Here is a 25,557-nt window from a genome sequence, read left to right as displayed (position 1 = left end):
TCACAGATAGCTTTCCATCCGCTGATTGAAGTTTCGTTTTATTATTGATACACAACGATATAGTGCCAACCATTCATCACCGCCCCATTTAACGCCGTTAGATGCCCCTCACTATCCTTAATAACAGCACGTTGTTTTCTTACATCATGATACAGCTGCTCATTTTTCTTTAACAAAGCATGCTTTAATGTGGCACCATTAAATAGTTCAATCCGCTGGTTATCGACGTAAACGGTCACCATAAAATCAGCTCCTTATGCTATAATTATACCTTTTTTAATAATAGATACATAACTTTTACAGTTATTTTATATTATTTTTACAATAGTCTGGTAAACTTTAAGTGATGAAAATAAATGGAATGGGAGTGGGTCTTAGACATGCAAGTTAAGCGATTGTTGGAGAAAATCTGTGCACTGATATTAATTGTTGTGATGCTGTTCGGCTTATTTACTTTTAATATGCCAGTGGTCAGCCATGCTGAAGAAGATGGCCGCATTGAGTTAAAGGTTTTGCATACGAATGACATCCATGCTCGAATTAATGACTTTGGAAAAATGGCGGCTTATATTAAAGCAGAAAGGGAAGTAGCGAGTCATTCACTTTATTTAGATGCAGGTGATATTTTTAGTGGGAATCCTGTCGTCGACTTGCAGTATGGTTTGCCGATTGTAGATTTGTTAAATCAAATCGGTTTGCAAGCGATGGCGATTGGTAACCATGAATTTGATTATGGGCAAGAAGAGACAGTGAAACGGATTGAACAATCGAACTTTCCATGGTTAAGTGCGAATATGGTGGTGGGTAACGATACGTTAGTCGATTTCCCCCAACCTGACCCCTATCATATTTTTGACGTTGATGGCTTAACAGTGGGTGTTTTATCGTTAACAGAAACGCCTCCGTCAACCGCACCTATTAATGTAGTAGGAATGCACTTCGACGATCCAATTGAAACAGCTAAAGACTATCAGTATTTAGTAGAGCAGACTGATATTTTAATTGCACTAACGCATATTGGTTATAACGTGGATCGTCAGCTTGCTGAAGAAGTTGAGTTTTTCGATTTGATTATTGGTGGGCATTCGCATACCACACTTAATCAACCTGTTGTCGTTAATGGTACGCCGATTGTACAAACGGGTGGGAATGGTGAAAATATTGGTAATGTAACTTTATCTTTTAATCAATCAACAGGCGAAGTGGAAGCAGTTGAAGGCGCTTTACAAAATGTGAGCGCCTTGACGGAAGTTGATGCTGAGATTCAAGCAATGGTTAATCAATATAATGAAGAAATGGACGAGTTATTGTCCGAAGAAATTGGCTATACGGAAACAGGATTAAATCGTAGTGGAAGCACAGATACGTCGCTAGGTAACTTCTGGACAGATGCGATGCGACATCACACGGGTGCAGATGTAGCTTTAACCAACAATGGAGGCATTCGAGCGAATATTGCTGTGGGTCCGGTAACAGTACATGATATTTATACCATTGAACCTTTTGCAAATGAAATGATGACCTATGAGATGACGGGGTCAGCATTGAAAGAAGTCATTCAATTTTCATATGAGCGTCGACAATCAATAGATTTGCAGAGTTCAGGCTTGCATTATACGATTTTAACCAATAATACAGGGCGTTATGTTGATGCTGAACTTTATATAGAGGGTGAACCAATAGATCCAGATGCCACTTATACGGTTGCGGTTAGTGATTACATTGGTACCGGTGGAAGTGGTTATGATTTCCAAGGGACGGTATTGGATGCTTTAACCGGGATGATGACGGATGCGATGCTGACGTACGCAAAGTATTTAACCGCAAATGATCAGATGCTTAATTACAGTGCGAATGAGCGAATTGCAATAGAAGTGACTGAGGCCCCTATTGAAGGTGAGCCGATTGGATCAACCGAGTATGGCTTATCATCGGTCAATAATCGTAATGGAGATTCAGGCTTAGGGAATCTATATACAGATGCCGTCCGTGCAGAAACAGGGGCTGATTTTGCTTTATTAAATGGCTCATCCGTTAATGGTAATATTCCTGCAGGAGTAATCACCGATAGTCAAATCGAATTTTTAGATCAATATAGTAATAGAGTTGAGGTTGTGAAAACAGATCTTGATCGTCTAAAAGAGGTTATCTTAACCCAGTCAAATTACCATGGGGCTGTTGATATTCAAGTGTCTGGCTTACATTATCAATTGATTAAAGAAGGCAATCAATTTGTTGATGTGTCGTTCACTTCAACAGATGGTACCTCGCTTGATAATGCGGCGCAATATGTTGTTGCGTACAATGATTATATGCATGGTAGTAACTTTTATAACTTAGGTGCTGAGACGGTCGTAGGTGAATATCCTCTCGTTTGGCAAACAGTAGTGGATTATATTAAGTCACATGATGGTCCAATTGATTATCAAGAAGGCTCCCGGATTACGATTGACCAATCAGAAGGTGACCAAGAATTTATCACAGTGGCTGAAGCAATTGCGAATAATCAAGGGGTAGCAACGGTTCAAGGCTATATTGTTGGTACAATGACCGGTAATTTTGAGGGGCCTTTTGTACGAACAAATATTATGTTAGCTGACTCACCTGACGAGCGAGATATGGAACATATTTTACCTGTGCAATTGCCTAATAATGCGCTTCGTGAGGCATTAAATATAGTCGATCACCCAGATCACTTAGGTAAACGTGTCCAGATTACGGGAGATTTAGAAAATTACTTCTCAGTACCCGGACTAAGAAATCCAACAGATTATCAATTTGTTGAAGAAACTGAGCATCCCGAACTTGATTTCATTCCTATTGTTGAGGCTAGAACGGTTAGTAATGGTGAACAAGTTAAAATTGAAGGTACAGCTACAACAAATAGTGGCAGTTGGGGAGGCGCAGGTTTCTATTTGCAAGATGAAACAGCTGGCATTTATGTTTATCAGACAGAAGCAACTGTTGAAGCTGGTGATCAAATTGTGCTAACAGGGAGTAAAAATGTTTTTAATGGCGAGGTGCAAATTTCAGATGTCGAGAACCTTGATGTGGTGGGTCAAGTGTCCACTCCTGATCCCATTCATTTAATGCCGAATCAACTCACATCAGCCAATCAAGGCCAACTTGTTCAAATAGAGGGAGCAACGATATCAAATTTAAATGAAGTCAATCAATATGGAACGTTTGAATTTAATGCAACGGTCAATGACCAGTCGGTGTTAGTTCGTGTCGATAATCGGACAGGGCTCAACTATGCTGATTTTCATTTTGAAGTGGGTGATCAAGTCACCATTACTGGTATTTCCAGTATATATCAAGATACGATTCAGCTTAAGCCCCGAGGCACTGAGGATATTATTGCATTTACAGAGGACGCGTTAGCAGTAGATGTCACAGCGGACATCAGTGTTGATCAAAATCGACTGATGATTGCAGATGATTCGATTGTACGCCTTGCGGAAGATGGCAGACTAACGCTTGATTTGACAGGCTTAAATTTGGAACACTACCGAATTGAATTGACAGCCGAACAGTTAGCGGATCTTGTCAATAAAAAAGCGACGCTTATTGTAGTGGCTCAAGATATTCAGTTAAATATCCCGATGATTAATTTCGCAGACAACACTACCTTTGCATTAACCATCGAAAAAATGACAAACATTGATAATCGATTAAGTCCTGTTTATCAATTCACGATAGCAGATGGTGATCAATTGATTACATCATTTGAAGAAGAGATTACCCTATCTTTTGCCGTCGATACAAGTGAAGTGGCCGACCCAGAGGATTTAAAAGTTTATTATTTAAATGACCAAGAGGACTGGGAGCGAGTTGGCGGTGAGTACGCGAATGGTTATGTCACTGCAACAACCGATCACTTTAGTATATTTACGGTATGGGATCAAACCGTAGTAAGTATGCCTAATAATGAAGAGGATCAAATAAGTACGATTGATGACCAAGATCAGGTGATAGACGATGATTCAGACAGCACGCCTCAATTAGAAGAGGTGTCCAAAGATAGTGTCGATGTTACACATCCCCTACCAGAAACAGCCACGACCACGTTTAATTGGTTGCTACTTGGTTTTGTTTTAATGATGACTGGGGTCGTATTGATCATGCTTCGTTCGACTAAAAGTGTGATCATAGACTAATTTTATGATAGACGCACACCTCTTACCTTCATAAGTATTGTACTTGAATGGTGAGAGGTGTGTTTGTTGTTAGTTGTTTAATAGTAATAAATTACTCTTCGAAGTGCTATAACCGTGTTCCGAAAACGATTTGCGTTGGAGTTAATTGTTTTAGATTATGCGTTAAAATATAACTTCATATCATTTCGTTTCAATAACTAATTGTGAAAAGCCCTATACAATTGTCATACTTAAATATGAACAATTATATGGTGGGTTAGTAGAATGGTTGTTTAAAAAAAGTACTGTATAAGTAATTTAGTGTCTCATTTCGATAGTCACTATTTTTTATTTAGAATAAAGATAGCACCTCCATAACCTAAAATGCACCAAATTATCAGGTTAATATAGTTACCAGTTGTTGCTGAAAAATAAGTTGACGAAAGGGATGCTCGCATAACCTCAGACATTGAATGTAAGGGCAGAAAGACATGTAAATTCTGTAACCATTCAGGAAGTCTTTCCATTGGAAAGTTAATTGGAGAGAACATAAGTGCTCCAAAGATCACAATTTGTGACACCCCCAAGGATAATTCAGGTGGTAAAAGATAGGAAAAGCCATATCCCACACCTATTGAGGTTAAAGCAATCAAGAAGAACGCTGGAACTACTGTCCAACTCATAGCGTAGCCTGGATCAAAAATAAAATGTGCTACTAATGAGGAAACAGCTATTGCTGGTACTGTAATTAGTATCCAAATTGCTGTGTCAGCTGCTAATATTACTGATCTTTTTACGGGCCATGATCTAACAAACTCTAAGTAACCATCTGCTTTTGAAGTACCTATTTGCTGTGGAAGGATAACCATACCTGTAATGATTAAAATAAGGGTTGGTGCTCCGGTTGCTAGGTAGAGAATCGTACTTATACTTGGATCAGGCATCATATAAGTAAAACCAATAACAATACCTATTGATATTAAAATTTGAATCAAAGCAAAAAAGATAAAAAAACCAATATTTCTAAAAAATTGCATTTGGAAAACATACTTGAAATTACTTAGTATATTCATCGTATGATCTCCTTTTCTGAAGTTAATTCAATGTATACATCTTCAATTGTCGTTGGTTGAAGGGTATAGTTTAGAACTTTTCCGCTATTCATTTGGTCTTCAAACCAATTAATTGTACGTAGTACATTAGACGGTTCTAATGAGAATGATAATTTTGATCCACTATGATTTGTAGAAATAGCCCATTCCGGCGTTTTAAGCTTTACTTTATGATCTAGCATACTAATCTCAAAGCGTACTAAATTATTAACGGAACTTTTAATTTGAGAGGGTGTACCCTGTTCTATAAATTTACCTTTGTGGAGAATAGCCAATCGATCAACAGCCTTTTCTGCCTCAACAACATTATGTGTAACCAAAATGACAGATGTTCCATCACGGGTTAGGTCGCGGATAACTTGCCAAAGGTAATGTCTTCGGACTGGGTCCACATCATTTGTAGGCTCATCAAGTATGATTAGATTGCTAGGTGAAATAGCAGTCATACAAAAAGCTGTTAAACGCTTCACTCCTCCTGAAAGTTTTTGACCTTCTGTATCTAGCCATTCTCCCATGTCTAATGCTTCAAACAACATTTCCATTCGCTTGGGATTGAAATTTTTTCCTGATCGCATTTTTCCCATCATCGATACAGCTTGCCTAGGTGTAAGAAATCCAAGTGGTACTTGTGATTGTGGTTGCATGGCACATACAGAGCGAGCCCATGTAGGGGATTGAATGACGGATTTTCCTAATAAATTAATATCTCCACTACTTGGAATTAAAAGACCTAAAATTTGTTTTACAAGAGTGGTTTTTCCAGCCCCGTTATGCCCTAATAATCCAAAAATTTCACCCTCTTGAATACTGAAGGAAAGATTATCATTAGCGACAGTTTTTGCTTTTCGTGAAATAAAAACTTTTGAGACATCGTTTACTTCTAAAATCATAGATTTAAACCTCCATTCACTTTTTTAGAAAATATTTCTTTAATTAAGGAATAACGTACTTAGTGCCCCTTTTAAATATTGGAACAGATTAAAAGCGGTATAAAAAAGCTAAAAGTAGTTTCGTTCTTCAAAAAACGAATGATATGTATCGATTGATATATATCATAAGATATACATTATATTATATTTGCTTTTCTGTAAAGGGTTAAAAAGAAAAAAAGGTTAGACTAATTTGATAATTAGAGCCTAACCATTAGGTAAGCTGTAATTGCTAATTCACATATAAGATATCTAAAGTGCTTTGAGTAAACGAGATAAATATTCATTGTCTACGCTTTTCTTCTCATAGTCGATCTTCATGACGAGCACGAGTTTTAAGTATCAAGAAATCTTCAAATTACTTTAGTCATCACCCCCATTTTTTAATTCGTATATCTGGGTTGTAATTCGAAAATGCTGTGAAGAGTATCCCTGATGTTAATTCTTAAGATAAATTAGTACAATTTTGAAATATATCTTGACAGTAATAAAAGATATATAGTATACGATATATATCATTAGTTTTATTAAATGTTATTTACTATTTTAATAATTAGCAATTAACATTAAGGTAGTTATTAAAAAACAAGAGGAGTCACTAATATGCCGCCAAAGAGAAGATACAGCAAGGAGAAAATTATTGATACAGCTTTTGAAATAGCTAAATCTGAAGGGATAGATAATATCACGATTAGAAAAATAGCTAAAAAAATGGGTGGTTCTATTGCACCTATTTATGTGAATTTCACGGATGTAACTGAATTAAAAAATGAAGTAATTAATCGAGTAGTTGCACTTTCCCAACAGATGATTTCTGAGCAGAATACGGGGAACCCCTTTTATGATATTGGACTAGCTAGTATGAAAATGGCAAACGAGCATAGTACCCTCTATATGGATCTTGTAACGAAGCAAAATTCATATATGGACACTTACAATCATGATATGTGGTCTATTCTAATGGAGCAGATGAAAAAAGACCCTGATCTAAAAAAATTTGATAATGAGCAGCTAAAGACTATTTTTCTAAAAACTCAAATTTTCCAAACAGGCTTGAGTATTATGGTTGCTAATGATCTACTGCCAAAAGAGTTTGATGAACAACAAACCATTAAACTATTAGAGGAAACGGGGGAAGACATTATAGTCGCTGCACGACTTCGACAAGAAGGGGGATTGTAAAGAAAATCAATTAAATTAAACCGTCATAATTAGACTAAAAAACCATTCAATACGAGCTGTTCGCGATGATCAGGATTAACATATAGCGAGAAAAAATCCCTTTATTAACCGTAGGGCATAAAGGGATTGGATCATCATTAAATCGTCCATTGATCTGATATAATAGCGACCAAGCGCCATAAACCGAATTCATTTTCCTCAAATACAAGGTGTAGACTTTCCCAATCAATGCTACCTTCTTCTTCAGAGCCTTGATGATGATATTCAACAACGGTCGCCTCTGGGAATGCTTCTTCCAAGTTATTTAATACATTACCATGCTGATTATAGTGATTAATAAAAATCTCGTCTGGTTCAATTAATCTACTTACATCGACAAATGCCTCGGTATATTCCGTGGCTGTTAGTTCGATTGGTTCGCCACTGCCATCATGCTGCCCCCAAGTATAGGTGTGCTCGTCTTGGGCAAATTGGGCAATCTCATATTGATCAAAGATTAGGTCTTGATCGCTAACATTGACATAAGGCGAGAATAACACACCTTGATCCTCGTCAGCGAATGCTGCTAATTGCTGATAATCGTTGTCTGCTATTGCTTGAATAACTTGGTCAGCTGTCTCTTCAACAGAAGGTGGTTCAATTTCATGTTGCTGTACGTCAGCAACTAACCATTGCTCCTCAACCCATTCCACATGGTAGATCAGTTCAACATGCCCTACGATTTCATTTGTCTTTTGCTGTGTAATTGTATAGTGATTTTCACTTATTTCTTCAATAGCATAGTTTTCTTCTGGGTCAATGAGAACGACGCCATCCATTGGTACAAGGTAAATGCCGTCATCATGTTCTTGGACATACATATCTTTAACTGATTGGGCATGTTGATCCGTCATGATAGTGGTGAGATGTCTATCGATATCATCGAGTGATTCGAAGGTGGTTAAATACTGGCTATCGTCTTGATCATTAATGATTTCTTCGTATGCAGATCGATAATCTATTATGATTTGATTGGCTTGGTCATCAGATAATGATTCAATAACGCTATTTGGTTGGTCACCAATCACTTCTTGTTCGTTTCGATCGGGTTGTTGATCATCATGTCCTTGCTGACTATCCCTAAGTAGCAAAGGTATTGTTAAAATCAATAAGACAGCAAAAACAAGCAAACCGATAATCACACCTATTGTTTTTTTGTTAGACATAGTATCCCCCTTACCCTTTTACTATCGTGATTCCACTTATATAGATGATTAAACCCCTTACTTAGAAAAAATATGTATTTAAGAAAAATGAGTTTATCTTTTGAAATGACGTTGTTGCTTCCACATTTGCTCGCTAAGCTGATTATTCGACTGCAAATAGAATCATTGTTCTTTTCTAGATTGGATTACCTTGCAAACAGAAAACGCGCCACTACTTGACGTTACTTGGTGAACGTTCAGAAGCGAATGCCTTACCCGGTTTAAGATCAAACGAATTTTTAAAGTACAGCTGGTATTTATATAAGTAGAAACAAACGCGCTGGACTCGCCTTTTTGACATCGGAATTCTTAGTATTTTGCCATTTGTATAGTGGATGATTGCTTCTTTATCTCGGTCATCAATATACTTAATGTGTTTCGTGACAATCCACACACATTGATCTTGACGTGGAGAATGGGTGGCGAAAGCATAGAGATCAAATGCTGGATTAATTGGGATTGGAGGATTTTGTTTTAGTTTAAATAAGGCTTGCATGGCTGTAGCTCTTCCTTGATATGAGGATCCGTTTTGAATACAAGCCTGTTCGATGATGTGTTGTCCAGATTGCATCACATAACGTGTGCCTTTAAGTTCTTCAACTTCTGTGTTGGCAACGGTTTGGTGTGCTGAACGAATATATAAGGTTTGATCTGTGATTGTATAATAAGAGTTAATTGGATATATAAAATCACCTCCTACTGGGTTTGTAGTAAAAATTACCTATTTTCATTATGGCATATTATAAATGCGGCGGCTATTTTGAAGGTGTTTTTATCACTGATAACCGTCTGTAAAGCACATACTTTAGATGAGGGGAGTTGAGAGTGGAATGAAGACAGTTAAATGCATTTGATGCTGAAGCATAGCTTAAGATAAGACTTGAGGGATTTTCAACTCATACTGCACAAATGTAAGAGATATGGTTTGCTGGACACTGAAATTTATGATACTGTCTTAATTAGTACCAATGACTGACCGGTCAGTCATAAATGAGTGAGGTGGGTGTATGCAAGAAAAAAAACAACGGATACTGGAGCAGAGTATCAATTTATTTGTAAAGAAAGGTTATCATGCAACCTCAATCCAAGAAATTGCTGAACAAAGTGGAGTGTCCAAGGGGGCATTTTATCTGTATTTTGCTTCAAAAGAAGCTTTAACATCAGAGATTGTTGATTATTATGTCAAAATGGTGATGGAGAAGCTAGATACAATTAATGAGGGGGCAGGCACACCGGAAGATAAGCTAGTAAAACAAACAGCACTGTTCTTACAGTTGGTTAGTCAGCATAGAGGGTATATGTTAATGAGTGTTAGGGATAACCTAAATGTAGGAGAAAATATTGATCAAATAGCTAAACAAATTATTGGGAAAAGTTATCAGCTAACCAAGCAACGCATGTTAGACATTTATGGTCAGAAGATTATTCCTTATTTAATGGATTGCTCAATTATTTATGACGGCTTGGTACAAGGATATATCAAGGTTATAGTTCTGTATGAGTTGCAGTTTGATCCCAAACAATTGGCCACCTTTATCGTAGAGCGTTTAAAAAGTGTCGTGATAGACTTACTAGATAAACAACCGTCTCCACAAATGACTGAGGAGCAGTTGGGCATTAAGCAAACAGATACGAGTTTATCAGTCGCTGATCACTGTGATCAGCTTAGCGCTGAAATTGCTCGCTTAGATCACGATCAAGAAGAAAAAAATCAACTACAAGATATTGTATTGCTTTTAAAAAAGGAATTAAATAAAGTTGAAATTAACCAAGTCTTGTTAAGGGGTATAATTCATGAACTAAGTGCTATTCCAGAATTGTATCCATATATTCAAGCATTTAAACAACATATTATTCCTAACGTGAAACGTTAAGCATTACGATTTGGTCTTAATAGATGTGAGGAGGAAGAGAGAGATGAGAAAGATTATTTTCATTTTAGTGGCGTTTGTTACATTGCTGGCAGCGTGTTCTAATGACGATCAAGAACAGGCAAATGAAACCGAACGAATTGTCACTGTTGAAACGGATGCAGTTACTGAAGGGGATTTGGTTGTTGATAAACAATTTTATGGTCGAACATCACCGAGTGAAACACAGCCAGTCATCGCACCGATGATCGGTGAAGTTGACCAGGTTCATGTTGCCGAAGGTGATCAAGTAGAGGAAGATGATCTATTGATTACTTATACAGTGATGGAGACAGGTATGGAAGTAGAATTAACGGCAGATGTAGAGGGGCAAGTGGCAAATTTGACGATAAGAGAAGGCGATATATTAACTGACGAAGAGCCTGCTTTAATCATTGTTTCACTTGACGAACTATTTATTGATCTTGACGTAACAGCAGCAAATGCTGATTTGTTTGACGTTGATGATGAAGTTGACATCTATGGTCGTGATCAAGAAGAAGCTAATGTAGCGACCGTTGACAAAGTTAGTGTTTTGCCTGGTGATACCGGAATGTTTTCGGTAACTCTAATAGCGGAAAATGAGCATGCTTGGAAAGCGGGTGCGATTATTGAAGTACATATAGCAGAGCGCACCATTGAAGATACGCTGTTAGTTCCAACAGCTGCTTTAAATGAAGATGGGGACCAAGCCTTTGTTTATGTCGTTAAAAATGATCATGTAGAACGTATCGATCTTGATGTTGTCATGATTCAATCTGACTATACTGCGGTTGAAGCTGAACTTGAAGCAGACGATCAAGTCGTTATTAGTGGGCAATTGACATTAGATGATGGGATGGCCGTCAACGTAGCAGGGGAGGATGCTGAATCGTGAAGTTAGTAGAAACGTCGGTAAAGCGCCCGGTCGGTGTGATTATGCTTGTATTGGCGGTAATTGCAACAGGATTTATCTCATTACGAGGCTTACCCATTGATTTAATGCCGGATATTGATTTACCGATTGCTGTTGTTAGTATTGAATATCCTGAAGCGGCCCCAGAAGATGTTGAAAATCAAGTGAGTGAGCCAGTTGAACAAGCGTTGGGTACGATAGAAGGGATTGAATCGATTCAAACGCAATCAAATACAGGTTCTTCATTAGTGATCATGATGTTTGAGATGGGGACAAATTTAGATAATGCTTTACTTGAAGTACGCGAGCGAATTGATCAAGTCGGTGGCTTTTTACCAGATGATGCTGGCGATCCAAATGTGCTTCGGTTTAATCCTAATCAAATGCCGATTATGGCTGTTAGTCTGTCAGGAGAAGATTTGGCACGGATTCAAACGATTGCTGATGATCAAGTCGCACCAGAAATTGAGCGTCAATCTGGGGTAGCATCCGTCTCTATCGAAGGCGGTCAAGAGCGTATTATTAATATTGAATTAGATGAAGCGAGCTTGCAACAGTATGGGGTGAGTGCTGAGCAGATCATGCAAACACTCGGTCAATCGAATCAATCTGCTTCAGCGGGATCCATTGAGCGAGGTGATCAAAATCTTCAAGTTCGACTGGATGGAAGCTACCATTCGGTGGAGGAGATTGCCAGCACCATTATCCAAACAGAGCAAGGCTCAATTTTGCATTTAGAAGATGTAGCTTCAATTGAAGATACGTTCACAACACCAGACACGACCCTTGTTAATGGTCAAGAAGCTGTTGTGTTATCCATTATGCGACAATCGGATAGTAACACGGTTGAGGTGTCGGATAATGTATTGACTAGTATGGAGTCGATTAATGACGCTTTACCTAGCGATGTAGAACTGGACTTAGTCTATGATAACTCTGAGTTTATTCGACTTTCGATTCAATCGGTTGTGCAAAATATTATATTAGGTGGCGTGTTTGCGCTATTCATTTTATTACTCTTCTTGAAGAGCATCCGCGCAACATTGGTAATTGGTGTCTCAATTCCAATAGCAGTTATTGCAACATTTAGTTTGATTTACTTTACAGGTGAAACGTTAAATATCTTGACGATGGGTGGCTTAGCTCTAGGAATTGGTATGATGGTTGATAGTTCAATTGTTATTCTTGAGAATATTGTTTCTTACCGTCAACGAGGCTATTCGCGCTTCGAAGCTGCTAAGTTAGGAGCTTCGGAACTTGCACCTGCGGTTATTGCTTCTACCACGACGACTTTAGTTGTATTTTTACCGATGGTATTTGTTTCAGGGATAGCAGCAGAGTTATTTATTCCATTAGCTGCAACGGTTGCTTTTGCATTAATTGCTGCACTTGTAGTGGCGATTACTCTTGTACCAATGCTGTCTTCTAAACTATTAGTAGATATTAAAGGGGATAATGGAAAGGGACGTCGTTATTGGTTTGATCGCTTCCTGGACCGCTTAACCAATGGCTATAAACATGCGCTTGAAAAATCATTGCGATTTAGAAAGACAACGGTATTGGTAACGATATTACTTATTGTTGGAAGTTTGGCGCTTATTCCATTCGTTGGGACCGAATTTATTCCGGAAGGTGATCAAGGTCAAATTAGTATAGATGTTGACCTTCCGGCTGGCACGACTTCTGAGCATACTGAAACGATCGCATTAGAAGTTAATGACCGCGTTGATGGTTATCAAGATCTGATTCGAATCAATAATCTTTCTATTGGCAGTGGTGATATGATGGGAGGAATGATGGGAGCCGGTGGTAGTGGCAATTCAGCTTCATTTACGCTTGAATTAATCCCTGCCAGCGAACGCGACATCACGACAGATCAACTTGTTCAACAGCTTGATGCTGACCTTCAAAATATAGCAGGTGCTGATATTACGGTTAGTGCGATGACTGACATGTCGATGGGTGATCCGATCTCGATTGAATTGCAAGGTCCTGAACACGAAGTATTAAATGAACTCGCTTCAGAGGTATTGACTGAAATTGAAGAAATTGATGGCGTATTTAATCCTTCTACTTCTATTGACGAAGTCCAACCACAAATGGAAATTCGTGTTGATCGTGAAGTGGCTGCTCGCTATGGTTTGAATGAAGCGAGTATATTAAATCAGGTGCAAATGCGTCTGTCCGGCCAAACGGTGATGCGTTATCGAGAAGCGGGTGACGATATTGATGTGCGTTTAGTTTATCCAGGTACTAACCATGAAACAATTAATGACTTGGAAAATTTAACGATTCACACACAGACAGGTGCTAATATCCCTCTTACTGAGCTGGCAAACCTTGAACAGACGCAAACGCCAGCTTCATTGCAACGAGGCAATCAGCAACCTATGGTAACGATTAATACAGATATTGCTGGTTATGACCTTGGGACAGTTTCTCGCGCGATTGAAGCACAATTAAGTGGTTTTGATTTTCCAGAAGACTATCATTATACGATTGGTGGTCAAGCTGAAGATATGGAAGAAGCTTTTATTGAATTGGCTTTAGTTTTATTGCTGTCAATATTCTTGGTATATGTCGTTATGGCTGTACAATTTGAAAATTTCTTGACACCATTTATTATTATGTTTTCACTACCTGTTTCAGTTGTTGGTGTCATTGGAGGATTATTTATCACTGGTACGCCATTAAGTATTGTAGGCTTTATTGGTATCATCATGCTTGCAGGTATTGTTGTTAATAATGCGATTGTCCTTGTTGATTACATTAACATTTTACGTCGACGTGATATTGATCGCCATCAAGCAATTATTGATGCGGGTACGTCTCGATTACGTCCGATTTTAATGACGACACTAACGACGGTACTTGCGATGATCCCGTTAGGACTTGGGATTGGAGAAGGTGCGGAAATGCAACAACCAATGGCAATTACTGTTATTTTTGGGTTAACTATTTCAAGTATTTTTACATTGTTACTGATTCCTGTCGTCTATACTTATTTTGATGATCTATCAAATAAATGGAAAAATCGTAAGCAAGTCTCATAAAAAATCATGTATGTTGATCTACCCCCAAACAGACTGGAAATCAAGTGTTTGGGGGTCTGTTATAGTTAACTCAACTTTACCATCTGAATTTTCGGGTTCAGCCAAGATAGCATAAGGGAATATAAAGTTTCGATTTATGTAAACCATTCGTTTTAGACGTGCAGATCATGCTATGTGCTTTTATAGTTATATTAGCCCGATTCAAAAGTTAGCTTTAAAAAATCAATAATTATGATATAGTATTTTTATTAAAAATAGAGAGAGGGATGGATATGTATTGTCCAAATTGTGGGAGAGAGAATCAAGCTGAGGAAAATTTTTGTAGAGATTGTGGTCAATCTTTAAATGACAGCTTGATTGCAGAAGAATCAAGTGAAGATCAAACGTTGGCTACGTTTGTTGGAAAGAATTATCCATATTATCAACGAAAGTGGGAGATAGCCCATGATCCTGCTACAGCGGCAAGTTGGAATGGAGCAGGTTTCTTTTTGGGGATTTTTTGGTTAGGTTATCGCCGAATGTTTAAACCGATGTTTGCTATTTTTCTATTTTATTTAATTGTTGGTTTAATAGGCGTTATTCTAGACAATGAGGACCTGTTAAGTATAATGACACCATTTATCAATATCGGGACTACTGTGCTAATTGGTGTATATGGGAACGCGCTCTATTATCGGCATGCGAAAAAGAAATTAGCTGAATTTGAAATGACACAGGCAACTGAGCGAGATATTAGTCTAGCAGGCGGGACAAGTGTTCCTGGCGCACTACTTGCGCTTGGTTCACTAATCTTATTTGTTTTTGCAATGATAACCATGTATGCTTACTTTTTAACGGCTGGTGTTGTGTTTGGAACAGATGAAGGTGCTAGCGGTGTGACGGGTATTAAAGATACTTTTTCACAAGACGAGTTAATTTATTATGAAGTTGAATTCGGAGAAAGAATTAGTGCACCACGTGTTGATGTTCATGTTCTAGAGGCACTGGAGACAGGTGAACAAATGCTTGGTCAGTTTGAAGTGCGTGTTGATCCATCATGGCAACGGTTTTATGACTATTTATATGATCCGACGCAAGACCTTCTTGAACCTGGTCGTTATATTGTTCGTATCTATCGAGATGGCGAGAAAATAACAGAAGGACGTTTTGAAATAGAAGGTATGACCTACTAATAGAATGTGTGGTGTAGTATCTGTAAAATAAAAAATGTTCATTTAGTAAGTTTGTGATTTTTTCTTATACTTGACTTTAAATATATTGAGCTTAACGCTACTCACTTATTTGTTAATATGCTCTATCTCAAAAATGCCAAAAAAAACGACCCTCATTGATTTATTGAGGGTCTTAAAGTTTTGGTGTCGCCTGAGAACAGGGGGAATGCGACATGTCAATCGCATTTACATCATTAAAAATGTGATTAAATGCGTGAACATATACATTTGTGTGGAAGGTGAGCTTAGCTAAACCTCACCTTTCCACATGTAAGTGTGCTAATTTCATCATCTCCTTAGCGTTTGGCATGATGAATATGTTGTTATCTTATAATAAACTGAATATTCTTACTACAATATTGTTAGACAATATCACAGTCTTTTTTGTCTTCCATCGTACTTTAACTTGTCATTAAGGGATTTATACCTTATTGTTAATTTATTGAAAAAGTAAACTTTTAATTTTAGGAGGGAACACACGTTTTATAAGAAAATGTTAGGTAGTATCTTAGTATTATTAATTATTCCACTCATACTTGAGAGCTCTGTAGTTTTTATGGTCTCCGGACTCATACTTGGCTCAATAGTCCATCAGATGTAGAAGAGTAGTATAATCTACCATTGAGTGGATCACCGTATACAATTATTGCAAGTGAATTTTTTTATTTTGTTGTAGATAATCCAAACAATGGGCAAACATATCATGTAGCTACAATTAAGTAATTTCTATATATATCTTATGAGGAGGATAGTTATGAAAAAACGCATTTTTATAATGCTAATTATGTTAGTTATCATAATTGGAACTTTTGCTTATTTTTTAGATTCGAAAGAACCGACTCAGAAAACGATTGTAACCGATAATAATGGGGAAGTGGTTGAGCCACTCAGTGGCGATAGCGATAACCTCGGTCATTGAGGTAATTTTAGAAGTAATAATAATTAGTCTCCATTGTGGGATACGAAGTTTAGTTTAAAGTTTTAATTAACGAGTATAAAATTGGATTAATAGCTTTATTAATTCCATTTTATACTCGTTTATTTATTGGAATTCATTATTTTTGTATATGGTCTATTCTATACATAATATTTCTTACTAAAAGGCGTAGAGGAAATTTCTACGCCTTCTTATATAAAAATGGTATTTACTCCTGTTCAACAAATTCTAATATTACCTCTACAAATGCTTGTGCAAGTTGTAGACCTTCATCATCATTCCATCTCATTCTAATGTTGTAAACCGATTACTACCTTCATTATCCTGATAATAATCTGAAAATTCATTGTAAATAGTTTCATGTACAAAGCCCGTTCCTTTTCGCTATTACTATCATTACATGTTTAGTGCTCCAATTACTGGGTATACAATAACCAAGCGTCATTATGTTTGTAAAACCAAAGGAGGACAGGTTACATTGGATATAATTTTTGGAAGTCCAAGTCGCTATGTTCAAGGAAAAGATTTATTGTCACGTGCTGGTGACTATATTAAACCGTATGGTAAGAAAGTGCTTGTACTAGCTGATGAAAACGTGCAAGAAATTTGTGGGAATGATTTAGTTGATGAATTAGAGCATGATGGATTCAGCATATCAAAGGTAACGTTTCAGGGTGAGTGTTCGATGAAAGAAATTGAACGCATAACGGAAATTGGTGAAAAAGATAATGTAAATGCTGTATTAGGTGTCGGTACGGGTAAGGCCCTAGACACTGCAAAGGCTGTGGCAGCAGAGTTAGATGCTTCGATGCTGATCTTTAATACATTGGCGTCATCAGATGCCCCAACTTCTGGTTTATCTGTGATTTATACAGAGGATGGTGAAGTTGAGAAATATCAATTTTATGATAAAAACCCTGATTTGGTCATGAATGATACACGTATTATTTCACAAGGGCCACCACATATGCTGGCGTCAGGTATTTCAGATGCTTTAGCAACATTAATTGAAGCGCGAGCGACAAGACAGGCTCACGGTCAAAATATGCATGATGGAAAATCGACGCTTGCTGGTTACGCGATTGCTGAAAAATGTGAAGAGATATTATTTGAATATGGTATACAAGCCTATGCCGCTAATAAAGGAAAAATTGTCACCCCCGCTCTTGAAGCAATAGTAGAAGCAAATACGTTATTAAGTGGGCTAGGATTTGAAAATGGTGGAATTGCAGGTGCACACGCCATTCATAACGGACTGTCAGCTCTTCACGGTGAAATCCATAGTATGTCACATGGTGAAAAAGTTGCTTATGGTATTGTTGCACAGCTCGTCCTAGAGAATCGGCCTATTGAAGAGCTTGAGCGTTATATTGATTTTATGCTTAAGCTTGACTTACCGATTACCATGGAAGCCCTTCATTTAGATGAAGCTTCAGATAAAGATTTGAAACGTGTGGCAGAATTAGCAGTCGATCCAGACGATACCATGACAAATATGCCATTTGAGGTGACTGCTGATCAAGTTGTCGAAGCGCTCAAAGCTGTTGATGTTTATGTTAAAGATTATAAAAGAAGAAAAAAGATAGAATGAACTGCCCCCTGTCAAGTAGACAGTGGAAATAATAAAAATGATTTAAGCGGCTTTAGCTCTATATTCCATAGGGCTAAGGCCTTTTAATCGTTTTTGGTATCTTTCATGATTATAATAATGGATGTACTCATCTATCGCAGTAGTAAGTTCCTCAAATGTCTTATATTTGTGCAAATAATATTTCTCACATTTCAGTGTTCCGAAAAATGATTCCATTGGGCCATTATCAATACACCGCCCAACTCGTGACATACTTTGTGTCATCTCTGCCGCATCTATCTTGCGTTTGAACCCTTTAGATGTGTATTGAAATCCACGGTCACTATGGATAAGAGGATGGTCACCATTCAATAGTACTGTGGCTTGATAAAGTGTCTTGAATACGAGTTGATTATTGTTGGAGTGTCCTAGAACATAACTTATAATAGATCCGTCATAAAGATCACGGATGGCACTTAAATAGGCCTTTTTTGATTGGCCATACTTAAATTCTGTCACGTCCGTTACCCATTTTTCATTTGGTTTCTCGGCTGTAAATTCACGATTTAATATATTGTCTGCCACATGTTGAGGTGTAGAGCGTTTATAGTGCTTCTTCTTGACACGAATGAGAGAGCGTAATCCAGCCACTTTCATCAACCGATAGATTCTTTTATGATTAAACTTCTCCTCGAACTTTCTATTCATGTGAAGCAGCATTTGGCGATAACCAAATATGCCATCCACTTTTTCATGGAGAGCTTTCATCTCTTTGATAATTTCTTTATTTAGTATTTCTCTGGAGGAAGGTGTACGGTTAAGCCACTTGTAGTATGCAGATCGTGCAATTCCTGCAATTTCACAAAGTAAACGAATGCTTAAACCTTCATCCTGGTGAAGCTCTTGAATAGCGATATATTTATCCTCAAACCGGATTTGGCTTATTTTCGCCTCCTTTCGATCTCCTCTAACTTTTTTAAGAATAAATTCTCCGCACGTAACCGTTCATTTTCTCTTTCTAACTTTTTCATTTGAAGGTTGGTTTTCTCTTCTGGAGTTAGCTTAGCTTCTTCTTTCTTATGACCACGTTTATCTTTCAGCGCTTCATCTCCACCATCTTCATACTTCTTAACCCACTGATAAACTTGTTGATAAGAAACATTATAAGTATTAGCTGTTTCTTGATAATTTTTTTCGTTCCCCAGGCAATCCATTACAATCTGTATTCGTTCTTCCCAAGTCGTTTTTCTTCCCTTAGTCATAGCGCTCGTCCTTCCTTTTGACGTGTCTTTTAAATCTCTATGACTATTATACTTCTTTGTCCAACCTCTGAGGACAGAAGTACTCGATATTTCATACAACCTAACCACCGCACGTATCGAATACTTCCCAGACAGATAATCTCTAATGGCAGCTAGCTTCAATTCCTTTGAATACTTTTTCCAAGTGGAAGACGCTTTTAGACCCTCCAAACCATACTTATCATACTTGTGTTTCCAGTCCACAATCGTTGTATGGTGCACATTATATTTTGACTCAAGTTCATATGTTGAACACTGCTTATCTAATTTCTTTAATACCTCGTATTTCTCTTCTGCAGAGTAAGATCTTTTGGACATAATAAATACTCCCCTATAAGCAGTCAGATTTTTATTTTTTAATCTGTCTACCTTTAGGGGAGCATATCACTTCCTGTTATAGCTGGCTTTTTTGAATTTTTGGAAAGTATCAAACGAGCCTTCAATCAATGGCCTCCGTTAGCTGTCGCCTAGATAGATTTGCTCTATTATCTATTTGTTACCGGCAGTTATCTGTGGATAAAAGGCTCTCCAAAAAGTATGTGTTGATCACCTGATTTTCGTTCATTTTAAGTTATGTCAATAACGCTTATAGATAACCTATTAAAAGATTAATTTTTTAAATTTATTCATGCACATATATTTCTAAACTCTAGTTCTAATCCTATTATTCTCTCCATATATTACTAGAAGAAATTGATGATGGGGGAATGGACATGAAGGTGGGGGTATTGAAGTGTATATTAGGTTTGTTTGCATTAACTTGTTTACAAATATTCAGGATGTCGTATCATACTTTTCCTAGTACAGTGCTGGCGGTTGATCATCAGAAGAGCAGTATTTTTCTTAATCAAAGAAAAACAGCAACTTGCTTTTTATATCCTAAGTGGCAGTTAATGTGGCGAGATGAATTTGAAGGTGAACAAGTAAATAGAAGTAAATGGACTCTAGAAGAAGGATGGCTAGATAAAAACAATGAGCTGCAATTCTATCATCCGGATCAAGTGAAGGTTAACCAAGGGCTGTTACGACTAGTGACGGATGAAAGTTATCAATCAGGTGCATTACATACTAAAGACAAATGGAGCTTTTTATATGGACGTGTTGAAATTCGGGCAAAGCTACCACGAGGGCAAGGGATATTCCCCGCTTTTTGGATGATGCCTAACCAAGACGAAACATGGTTACCTGAAATTGATATCATCGAGTTACTAGGGCATGAGCCTGATCGCGTCTGGATGGTCGTCCATTGGTTAGAGAACGAACGCTTGAGAAGTGATGCCGCTTCTTTTAAAGGGCCTGATTTCTCGGAAGCATTTCATACATTTGTACTTGAATGGTCAGAAGATGAATTGATTTGGTTAATTGATGGGGTAGAGCGTTATCGAACAACAGCATTTGTACCCCAAGTGCCAATGTACCTTTACTTGAACACAGCAGTTGGAGGGGACTGGCCAGGTTCACCTGATGAAACGACGCGATTACCTCAAGCGTATGAAGTGGATTATATTCGCGTTTATCAATTGAAAGAAGGTGAACACTAATGCTATGGTTTGCCTTGGTTTTATATGCGCTGTTTCTCGTATTTCAATTATTGTATATGTTTATTCCGTTATTTCAGAACAAGAAGCATCAACCTGAACAAAGAGGCGACGCCTTAAAATCAGTTTCAATCTTAATTCCTGCATTTAACGAGGAGAAAGTAATTGAACATTGTTTATCTGGCATTTTAGAAAGCGATGCTCAACATTTTGAAGCCATCTTCATTAACGATGGTTCTAATGATCGCACGTTGAGTGTCTTGGAAGAATCCTTAAAATTAGTACCCACCAATCGACAGTTTAGTGGAAAACTAAATTATCAAACAGTAAAAGCTACTTATCAATCTGAACATTATCCACATTTATATGTAATAGATAAAGAGAATGGAGGCAAAGCTGATGCGCTTAATGTGGGTGTAGATTTTGCAAAACATGAATTAGTAGTCACACTTGATGCTGACAGTGTTTTAGCTCCCGATGCGATTGTCGAGATGCAACAAGCATTTAGTGATCCTAAAGTTATAGCGGCTGGTGGTGTTGTTCATATTGGACAAGGGATGTTGGGCAAGTTGCCAACGTTTAGTTTATCGGGCTTACTTCGCTTTCAAGTGTTGCAATATTTAACAGCCTTTTATTTGCATAAGTATGCCCAGTCTAAGTTAGGGGCAATTACCGTTATTGCTGGCGCTTTTGGAGCCTTTAGGAAATCGGCTCTTATTGCGGTAGGTGGTTACCGTCGAACCGTTGGAGAAGATATGGATATTACACTGAAAATTCAGCAGTTAATTAAAAAGACAGGTGCAGGAGAGAAACTCATATTTGTACCTAAGGCTACTTGTTTTACAGAGTGTCCAGCTACTTTTCCTGATTTATTTAATCAAAGGATGAGATGGCAAAAAGCGTTTATTGATTGTGTTGTTACCTATTGGCATCGTTTCTTTCGACAAATGAAATGCTTGCCATCTATTTATTTGTTGCTCGATTCGCTCTTGTTAGGGACGATTAATGCTTTCTTTATGATCTTGATTCCCTTTACATTACTAATTTATCAAACACCATTGATTATTCCCTTAACACTAGGGCTAACCAGTTTGTTAACAGCTTGTTACCAAAGTATAGCAGCACTTGTTGTAAGTGGAAGGTATGGTTTTCGATACCGGCTTCTAGATTACATTCGAATTGGTCTGTTTATTCCATTCGAGGTCGTTAGCTATCGCCTGCTAGGGATTCTATTTGTCATCTGTGGAACCTTTCTCTACTTTAAAAATAAGGAAAGTTGGCATGTTTCACGTCGGGTTGGCCAACTGCAGTTAGAGGAGGGCGCTTCGTGAAGTTTAATCTGATCTTTACTTTTTGTTTTATTACGTCAATGATTTGGTTATTCAATCTCATGGGCATTCCTTTTATCAACGCCTTATCCAATCCCCCGAGACATTTAAATCGTGAATGGTCGCTACCACCGGTTAAGCAAGGGGATTGGAGTGAAACGCTGCGGTCATTTGATGTGGAAGAAGGAGAAGAAGCTAAATCAGTTGCTGTATTAATGTATCATCGTATTTTAGCTGATGAAGATATTGAGACATGGCATTATGATGAAAATGGACAATTGTATGATACGATTGTTCATCGTCAAGCATTCGAAGAACAGATCGATTATTTAGCTGAACAAGGATATGTCACCCTTAACTTAAAGGAATTCGAACAATTTATTAATGGGGCGTTAGATGTTCCAGAGAAAAGCGTACTCATTACTTTTGATGATGGGTTTAAAGATAATTACACGGTAGCTTATCCCATTTTAAAACGCCATGACTTCTTTGCGACCATATTTTTAATAACAGGTAAGGTAGTTAGCGAGGATGCGCTATATTTAAGTGAAGAGGATATCATAGCAGGTGCTGACGTTTTTGAATATCAAAGCCACACAGACAGATTACATGAGCGAACGGAAGCAGACATACCCTATTTACTTACACATGATCATAGAGAGGTAGAATCTGATGTGTTAATAAGTGTTAATAAGCTGGGTGGAAGAAAGCGCGCATTTGCTTACCCTTATGGTGAGTATGATCAAGCTAATCTAACCGTTTTGAATAATGTCGGAGTTGACCTTGCATTTACTGTTGAATATAAAAAAGCTGATCAAGAAGTTAATCGATTAGAAATTCCACGCATAGGCGTCTATCCAGATGATACTATAGAAGAGTTTATATTAAAATTGAAATAATCGCAATATTTGGAATAAAGTGTTTCTACTTGTAGTGACCCTTCCTTTTCTATTATAATAATTTTGGCGTCGTTTCTCTAAATGTCGCTAGATTGTTAATAGAATAGGAGGTTACTATATGTCTGCTAACATGATTGGCTTTAGTTTTGTTTTAATCGGCGTATTTTTAATTATTGCAAAAGTTGTTCGTCTACATACGAAATGGTTACGCGATTTATTTTTACCGAGTTCTATTATTGCAGGCTTTATTGCTTTAATTGTAGGACCAGAAGTATTAGGGCGTGTGACGTCACAGTTTTTCAATGAGACGTCATTTTTTTATCATGGTTTTATTCCAGAATTTGTGCTAGAGGTTTGGGGTACACTACCAAGTTTATTTATTAATGTTGTCTTTGCTGCTTTGTTTTTGGGTAAAGCTGTTCCAAATCTTAAGAAAATTTGGTTAATAGCTGGTCCACAGGTGGTGATGGGACAAACGGTGTCATGGGGACAATATGTGGTTGGTTTGCTACTCACCTTACTTATCCTAACCCCATTTTTCGGAATGAGCTCGTTGGCGGGTGCCCTTATTGAGATTAGCTTTGTTGGGGGACATGGTACAGCTGCAGGTTTATCGAGTACGTTCCAAGAGCTCGGCTTTGCTGAAGGTGCCGATCTGGCACTTGGTTTGGCAACGATTGGTATTTTATCAGGTGTGGTGATTGGGATTATATTAATTAATTGGGGTTACCGATCTGGTCGCGCTAAATTTGTAGGTGGTAAAGCGAAGTTATCCGAAAAAGAACGTGCCCAAATCGGTGAGTCTTATGGGTATGAGATCGAGAAGGAAACGAAAGAAGTGACGTCTATTGAACCACTTGCTTTTCATCTATCTTTAATTGCCATTGCCATTGCACTCGGTTATCTTCTTCAACAGTTATTAATTGGCTTAGAAGCAGTGACTTGGGGGGGGTGGACGGATGTCTATCTGTTTCCTTATGTTCCACTCTTTCCTTTAGCAATGATTGGTGGCATGGTTGTTCAGCTTGTGTTTGATCGTTTAAATATTGAAACTTATATTGATCAAAATCTAATTAGTAGAATATCTGGCTTCGCTCTCGATGTACTACTGGTAAGTGCATTAGCTACTTTATCTTTAGCTGTTATCGGAGATAATATTGTACCTTTTCTACTACTCTCTATTATTGCCATTGCCTGGAACGTTTTTGCTTTTCTTGTTTTAGCTCCTCGAATGATTCCCGAATATTGGTTTGAACGTGGTGTAGGGGACTTAGGACAAGCGATGGGAATGACGGCGACTGGATTATTATTAATGAAGATTGCTGACCCCGATCACGAGACCCCAGCGCTAGAAGGGTTTGGATATAAGCAAATTCTCTTTGAACCGTTTGTTGGTGGTGGACTTGTCACGGCCGCTTCTTTACCTCTAATCTATCAATTTGGACCGGTGATATTCTTAATTATTTCACTCATCATAACCGTCTTTTTCTTATTGTTTGGCTTGTTTTATTTTGGTCGTCATAAGAAATAGTTAGTAACGATTGACCATTTTCCGTCACTATACCAAAAAATACGTCCTCATAACTAGTATTAACTTCGGGGCGCTACATCAGTTAGTCGTTGTGGTATTGAGCCAATCACCGACCATTTAAGTAGATGGTCAGCACGAATCCTATCGGTTAGTCACCAATCAATCGACTTGCTTGATTTCCTGTCGGAGTGATTTGAGTCTAGAACTATCGACTTGCGAGGAAGTATGCTGTCGGAAAGTGGCCGCTAGCAGTGAAGATGACCGTCTGTAAACCACCCATCTCAAACTAGAGCGTCAGAGCAAATCTATTGAGGTGGGTGATAACGGACGCTAATGCCTGATTGAAGGTTCGTTTTCTATGAGGAGGGTAGATATGAAAGGAATTAATAAATTTCATCATGTTGCAATTATCGTATCTGACTACCAAAAATCAAAACATTTTTATACAGAAGTTTTGGGTTTTAAGATCATAAGTGAAACATACAGACATGAACGGCAATCGTATAAATTAGATTTACAAGTGGGGGAACAGGATCAAATTGAATTGTTTTCCTTTCCATCACCACCTGCACGTGTTGATCATCCAGAAGCAGCAGGATTACGCCACTTAGCATTTCAGATTGATGATATAAACACTACTGTTGGGTATCTAGAACAACAGGATGTGAATGTTGAACCGATTCGAATGGATCCCCTTACCAATAAGCCTTATACTTTTATTAAAGATCCGGATGGTTTACCATTAGAATTATACAGCAAATAGGAATGAGGCATGCCT

General features: G+C 37.8%; 19 protein-coding genes. 13 read left to right on the top strand and 6 right to left on the bottom strand.

Features of this window, described 5'->3' with window-relative positions; genetic code table 11:
- Positions 1-41: 41 nt before the first annotated feature.
- A complete protein-coding gene (locus tag B494_RS0103235) occupies positions 42-242 on the bottom strand; it encodes a hypothetical protein (RefSeq protein ID WP_017470929.1) in 201 nt (66 codons plus the stop codon).
- 114 nt (positions 243-356) lie between these two features.
- On the opposite strand from B494_RS0103235, the gene B494_RS20090 reads away from it, so the two are divergent.
- Positions 357-4,160 (top strand): 5'-nucleotidase C-terminal domain-containing protein, encoded by a 3,804-nt coding sequence (locus B494_RS20090; RefSeq protein ID WP_017470928.1) that lies wholly within the window; start codon positions 357-359, stop codon positions 4,158-4,160.
- Between the two features lie 320 nt (positions 4,161-4,480).
- Here B494_RS20090 and B494_RS0103225 read toward each other — a convergent pair whose 3' ends face one another.
- Both B494_RS0103225 and B494_RS0103220 read right to left on the bottom strand, forming a co-directional pair.
- A complete protein-coding gene (locus B494_RS0103225) occupies positions 4,481-5,212 on the bottom strand; it encodes an ABC transporter permease (protein ID WP_017470927.1) in 732 nt (243 codons plus the stop codon).
- On the bottom strand, positions 5,209-6,141 hold the full coding sequence (locus tag B494_RS0103220) for an ABC transporter ATP-binding protein (protein ID WP_017470926.1): 933 nt from the start codon (positions 6,139-6,141) through the stop codon (positions 5,209-5,211). Before B494_RS0103220 ends, B494_RS0103225 begins: the two co-directional genes overlap by 4 nt.
- A 642-nt stretch (positions 6,142-6,783) precedes the next feature.
- On the opposite strand from B494_RS0103220, the gene B494_RS0103215 reads away from it, so the two are divergent.
- Positions 6,784-7,362: a TetR/AcrR family transcriptional regulator gene (locus tag B494_RS0103215; RefSeq protein ID WP_017470925.1), complete on the top strand. Its 579-nt coding sequence runs from the start codon at positions 6,784-6,786 to the stop codon at positions 7,360-7,362.
- Positions 7,363-7,499: 137 nt separating this feature from the next.
- On the opposite strand, the gene B494_RS20085 is transcribed toward B494_RS0103215, so the two are convergent.
- Both B494_RS20085 and B494_RS20405 read right to left on the bottom strand, forming a co-directional pair.
- Positions 7,500-8,567, bottom strand: coding sequence for a hypothetical protein (locus B494_RS20085; RefSeq protein ID WP_017470924.1), 1,068 nt, complete (start codon positions 8,565-8,567; stop codon positions 7,500-7,502).
- A gap of 211 nt (positions 8,568-8,778) precedes the next feature.
- Positions 8,779-9,264 (bottom strand): competence protein ComK, encoded by a 486-nt coding sequence (locus tag B494_RS20405; protein ID WP_277422585.1) that lies wholly within the window; start codon positions 9,262-9,264, stop codon positions 8,779-8,781.
- Positions 9,265-9,613: 349 nt separating this feature from the next.
- Here B494_RS20405 and B494_RS0103200 point away from each other — a divergent pair, with 349 nt between their 5' ends.
- From B494_RS0103200 to B494_RS0103175, 6 genes are all read left to right on the top strand, one after another.
- Positions 9,614-10,480, top strand: a complete 867-nt coding sequence (locus B494_RS0103200) for a TetR/AcrR family transcriptional regulator (protein ID WP_017470922.1) — start codon at positions 9,614-9,616, stop codon at positions 10,478-10,480.
- A 43-nt stretch (positions 10,481-10,523) separates the two neighbouring features.
- Complete coding sequence (locus tag B494_RS0103195; RefSeq protein WP_017470921.1) at positions 10,524-11,393, top strand: efflux RND transporter periplasmic adaptor subunit; 870 nt, start codon at positions 10,524-10,526, stop codon at positions 11,391-11,393.
- Entirely contained in the window at positions 11,390-14,464 is a 3,075-nt protein-coding gene (locus tag B494_RS0103190; protein WP_017470920.1) for an efflux RND transporter permease subunit, read from the top strand. Before B494_RS0103195 ends, B494_RS0103190 begins: the two co-directional genes overlap by 4 nt.
- A 272-nt stretch (positions 14,465-14,736) precedes the next feature.
- Complete coding sequence (locus B494_RS0103185) at positions 14,737-15,636, top strand: DUF2628 domain-containing protein (protein ID WP_017470919.1); 900 nt, start codon at positions 14,737-14,739, stop codon at positions 15,634-15,636.
- 793 nt (positions 15,637-16,429) lie between these two features.
- Positions 16,430-16,594 (top strand): hypothetical protein, encoded by a 165-nt coding sequence (locus tag B494_RS21125; protein ID WP_017470918.1) that lies wholly within the window; start codon positions 16,430-16,432, stop codon positions 16,592-16,594.
- 496 nt (positions 16,595-17,090) lie between these two features.
- A complete protein-coding gene (locus tag B494_RS0103175) occupies positions 17,091-18,203 on the top strand; it encodes a glycerol dehydrogenase (protein ID WP_017470917.1) in 1,113 nt (370 codons plus the stop codon).
- A gap of 42 nt (positions 18,204-18,245) precedes the next feature.
- Here the strand turns inward: B494_RS0103175 and B494_RS20400 are convergent.
- A protein-coding gene (locus B494_RS20400) for an IS3 family transposase (RefSeq protein WP_144032153.1) occupies positions 18,246-19,801 on the bottom strand; the annotation gives its coding sequence in 2 pieces (ribosomal slippage) (positions 18,246-19,162 and positions 19,162-19,801; 1,557 coding nt in all).
- 401 nt (positions 19,802-20,202) lie between these two features.
- Between B494_RS20400 and B494_RS0103160 the strand changes: the two genes are divergently transcribed.
- The 5 genes from B494_RS0103160 to gloA2 all read left to right on the top strand — a co-directional run bounded on the left by B494_RS0103160 (position 20,203) and on the right by gloA2 (position 25,542).
- The gene (locus B494_RS0103160; protein WP_420884339.1) at positions 20,203-21,024 is read left to right on the top strand and encodes a glycoside hydrolase family 16 protein; all 822 of its coding nucleotides are present in this window, start codon (positions 20,203-20,205) and stop codon (positions 21,022-21,024) included.
- A complete protein-coding gene (locus B494_RS0103155) occupies positions 21,024-22,352 on the top strand; it encodes a glycosyltransferase family 2 protein (RefSeq protein ID WP_017470914.1) in 1,329 nt (442 codons plus the stop codon). The genes B494_RS0103160 and B494_RS0103155 overlap by 1 nt, the downstream gene beginning before the upstream one ends.
- Positions 22,349-23,248: a polysaccharide deacetylase family protein gene (locus B494_RS18875; RefSeq protein WP_017470913.1), complete on the top strand. Its 900-nt coding sequence runs from the start codon at positions 22,349-22,351 to the stop codon at positions 23,246-23,248. The genes B494_RS0103155 and B494_RS18875 overlap by 4 nt, the downstream gene beginning before the upstream one ends.
- A gap of 118 nt (positions 23,249-23,366) precedes the next feature.
- Positions 23,367-24,779 (top strand): sodium/glutamate symporter, encoded by a 1,413-nt coding sequence (locus tag B494_RS0103145; protein WP_017470912.1) that lies wholly within the window; start codon positions 23,367-23,369, stop codon positions 24,777-24,779.
- A 373-nt stretch (positions 24,780-25,152) separates the two neighbouring features.
- Positions 25,153-25,542 (top strand): SMU1112c/YaeR family gloxylase I-like metalloprotein, encoded by a 390-nt coding sequence (gloA2, locus tag B494_RS0103140; RefSeq protein WP_017470911.1) that lies wholly within the window; start codon positions 25,153-25,155, stop codon positions 25,540-25,542.
- Positions 25,543-25,557 lie beyond the last annotated feature (15 nt).

This window comes from Amphibacillus jilinensis Y1 (genome assembly GCF_000306965.1).
Classification (GTDB): Bacteria; Bacillota; Bacilli; order Bacillales; family Amphibacillaceae; genus Amphibacillus_C; species Amphibacillus_C jilinensis.
The sequence above is the reverse complement of the archived record's forward strand: the minus strand, read 5'-3'. Positions and strand labels throughout refer to the sequence as shown.

What these genes read in the sequence shown, in the direction of transcription:
- B494_RS0103235 (WP_017470929.1), bottom strand. Translation starts at nt 242, where the DNA reads ATGGTGACCGTTTACGTCGATAACCAGCGGATTGAACTATTTAATGGT.
- B494_RS0103215 (WP_017470925.1), top strand. Translation starts at nt 6,784, where the DNA reads ATGCCGCCAAAGAGAAGATACAGCAAGGAGAAAATTATTGATACAGCT.
- B494_RS0103200 (WP_017470922.1), top strand. Translation starts at nt 9,614, where the DNA reads ATGCAAGAAAAAAAACAACGGATACTGGAGCAGAGTATCAATTTATTT.
- B494_RS20090 (WP_017470928.1), top strand. Translation starts at nt 357, where the DNA reads ATGGAATGGGAGTGGGTCTTAGACATGCAAGTTAAGCGATTGTTGGAG.
- B494_RS0103145 (WP_017470912.1), top strand. Translation starts at nt 23,367, where the DNA reads ATGTCTGCTAACATGATTGGCTTTAGTTTTGTTTTAATCGGCGTATTT.
- B494_RS0103195 (WP_017470921.1), top strand. Translation starts at nt 10,524, where the DNA reads ATGAGAAAGATTATTTTCATTTTAGTGGCGTTTGTTACATTGCTGGCA.
- B494_RS21125 (WP_017470918.1), top strand. Translation starts at nt 16,430, where the DNA reads ATGAAAAAACGCATTTTTATAATGCTAATTATGTTAGTTATCATAATT.
- B494_RS0103225 (WP_017470927.1), bottom strand. Translation starts at nt 5,212, where the DNA reads ATGAATATACTAAGTAATTTCAAGTATGTTTTCCAAATGCAATTTTTT.
- B494_RS20085 (WP_017470924.1), bottom strand. Translation starts at nt 8,567, where the DNA reads ATGTCTAACAAAAAAACAATAGGTGTGATTATCGGTTTGCTTGTTTTT.
- B494_RS0103185 (WP_017470919.1), top strand. Translation starts at nt 14,737, where the DNA reads ATGTATTGTCCAAATTGTGGGAGAGAGAATCAAGCTGAGGAAAATTTT.
- gloA2 (WP_017470911.1), top strand. Translation starts at nt 25,153, where the DNA reads ATGAAAGGAATTAATAAATTTCATCATGTTGCAATTATCGTATCTGAC.
- B494_RS0103155 (WP_017470914.1), top strand. Translation starts at nt 21,024, where the DNA reads ATGCTATGGTTTGCCTTGGTTTTATATGCGCTGTTTCTCGTATTTCAA.
- B494_RS0103220 (WP_017470926.1), bottom strand. Translation starts at nt 6,141, where the DNA reads ATGATTTTAGAAGTAAACGATGTCTCAAAAGTTTTTATTTCACGAAAA.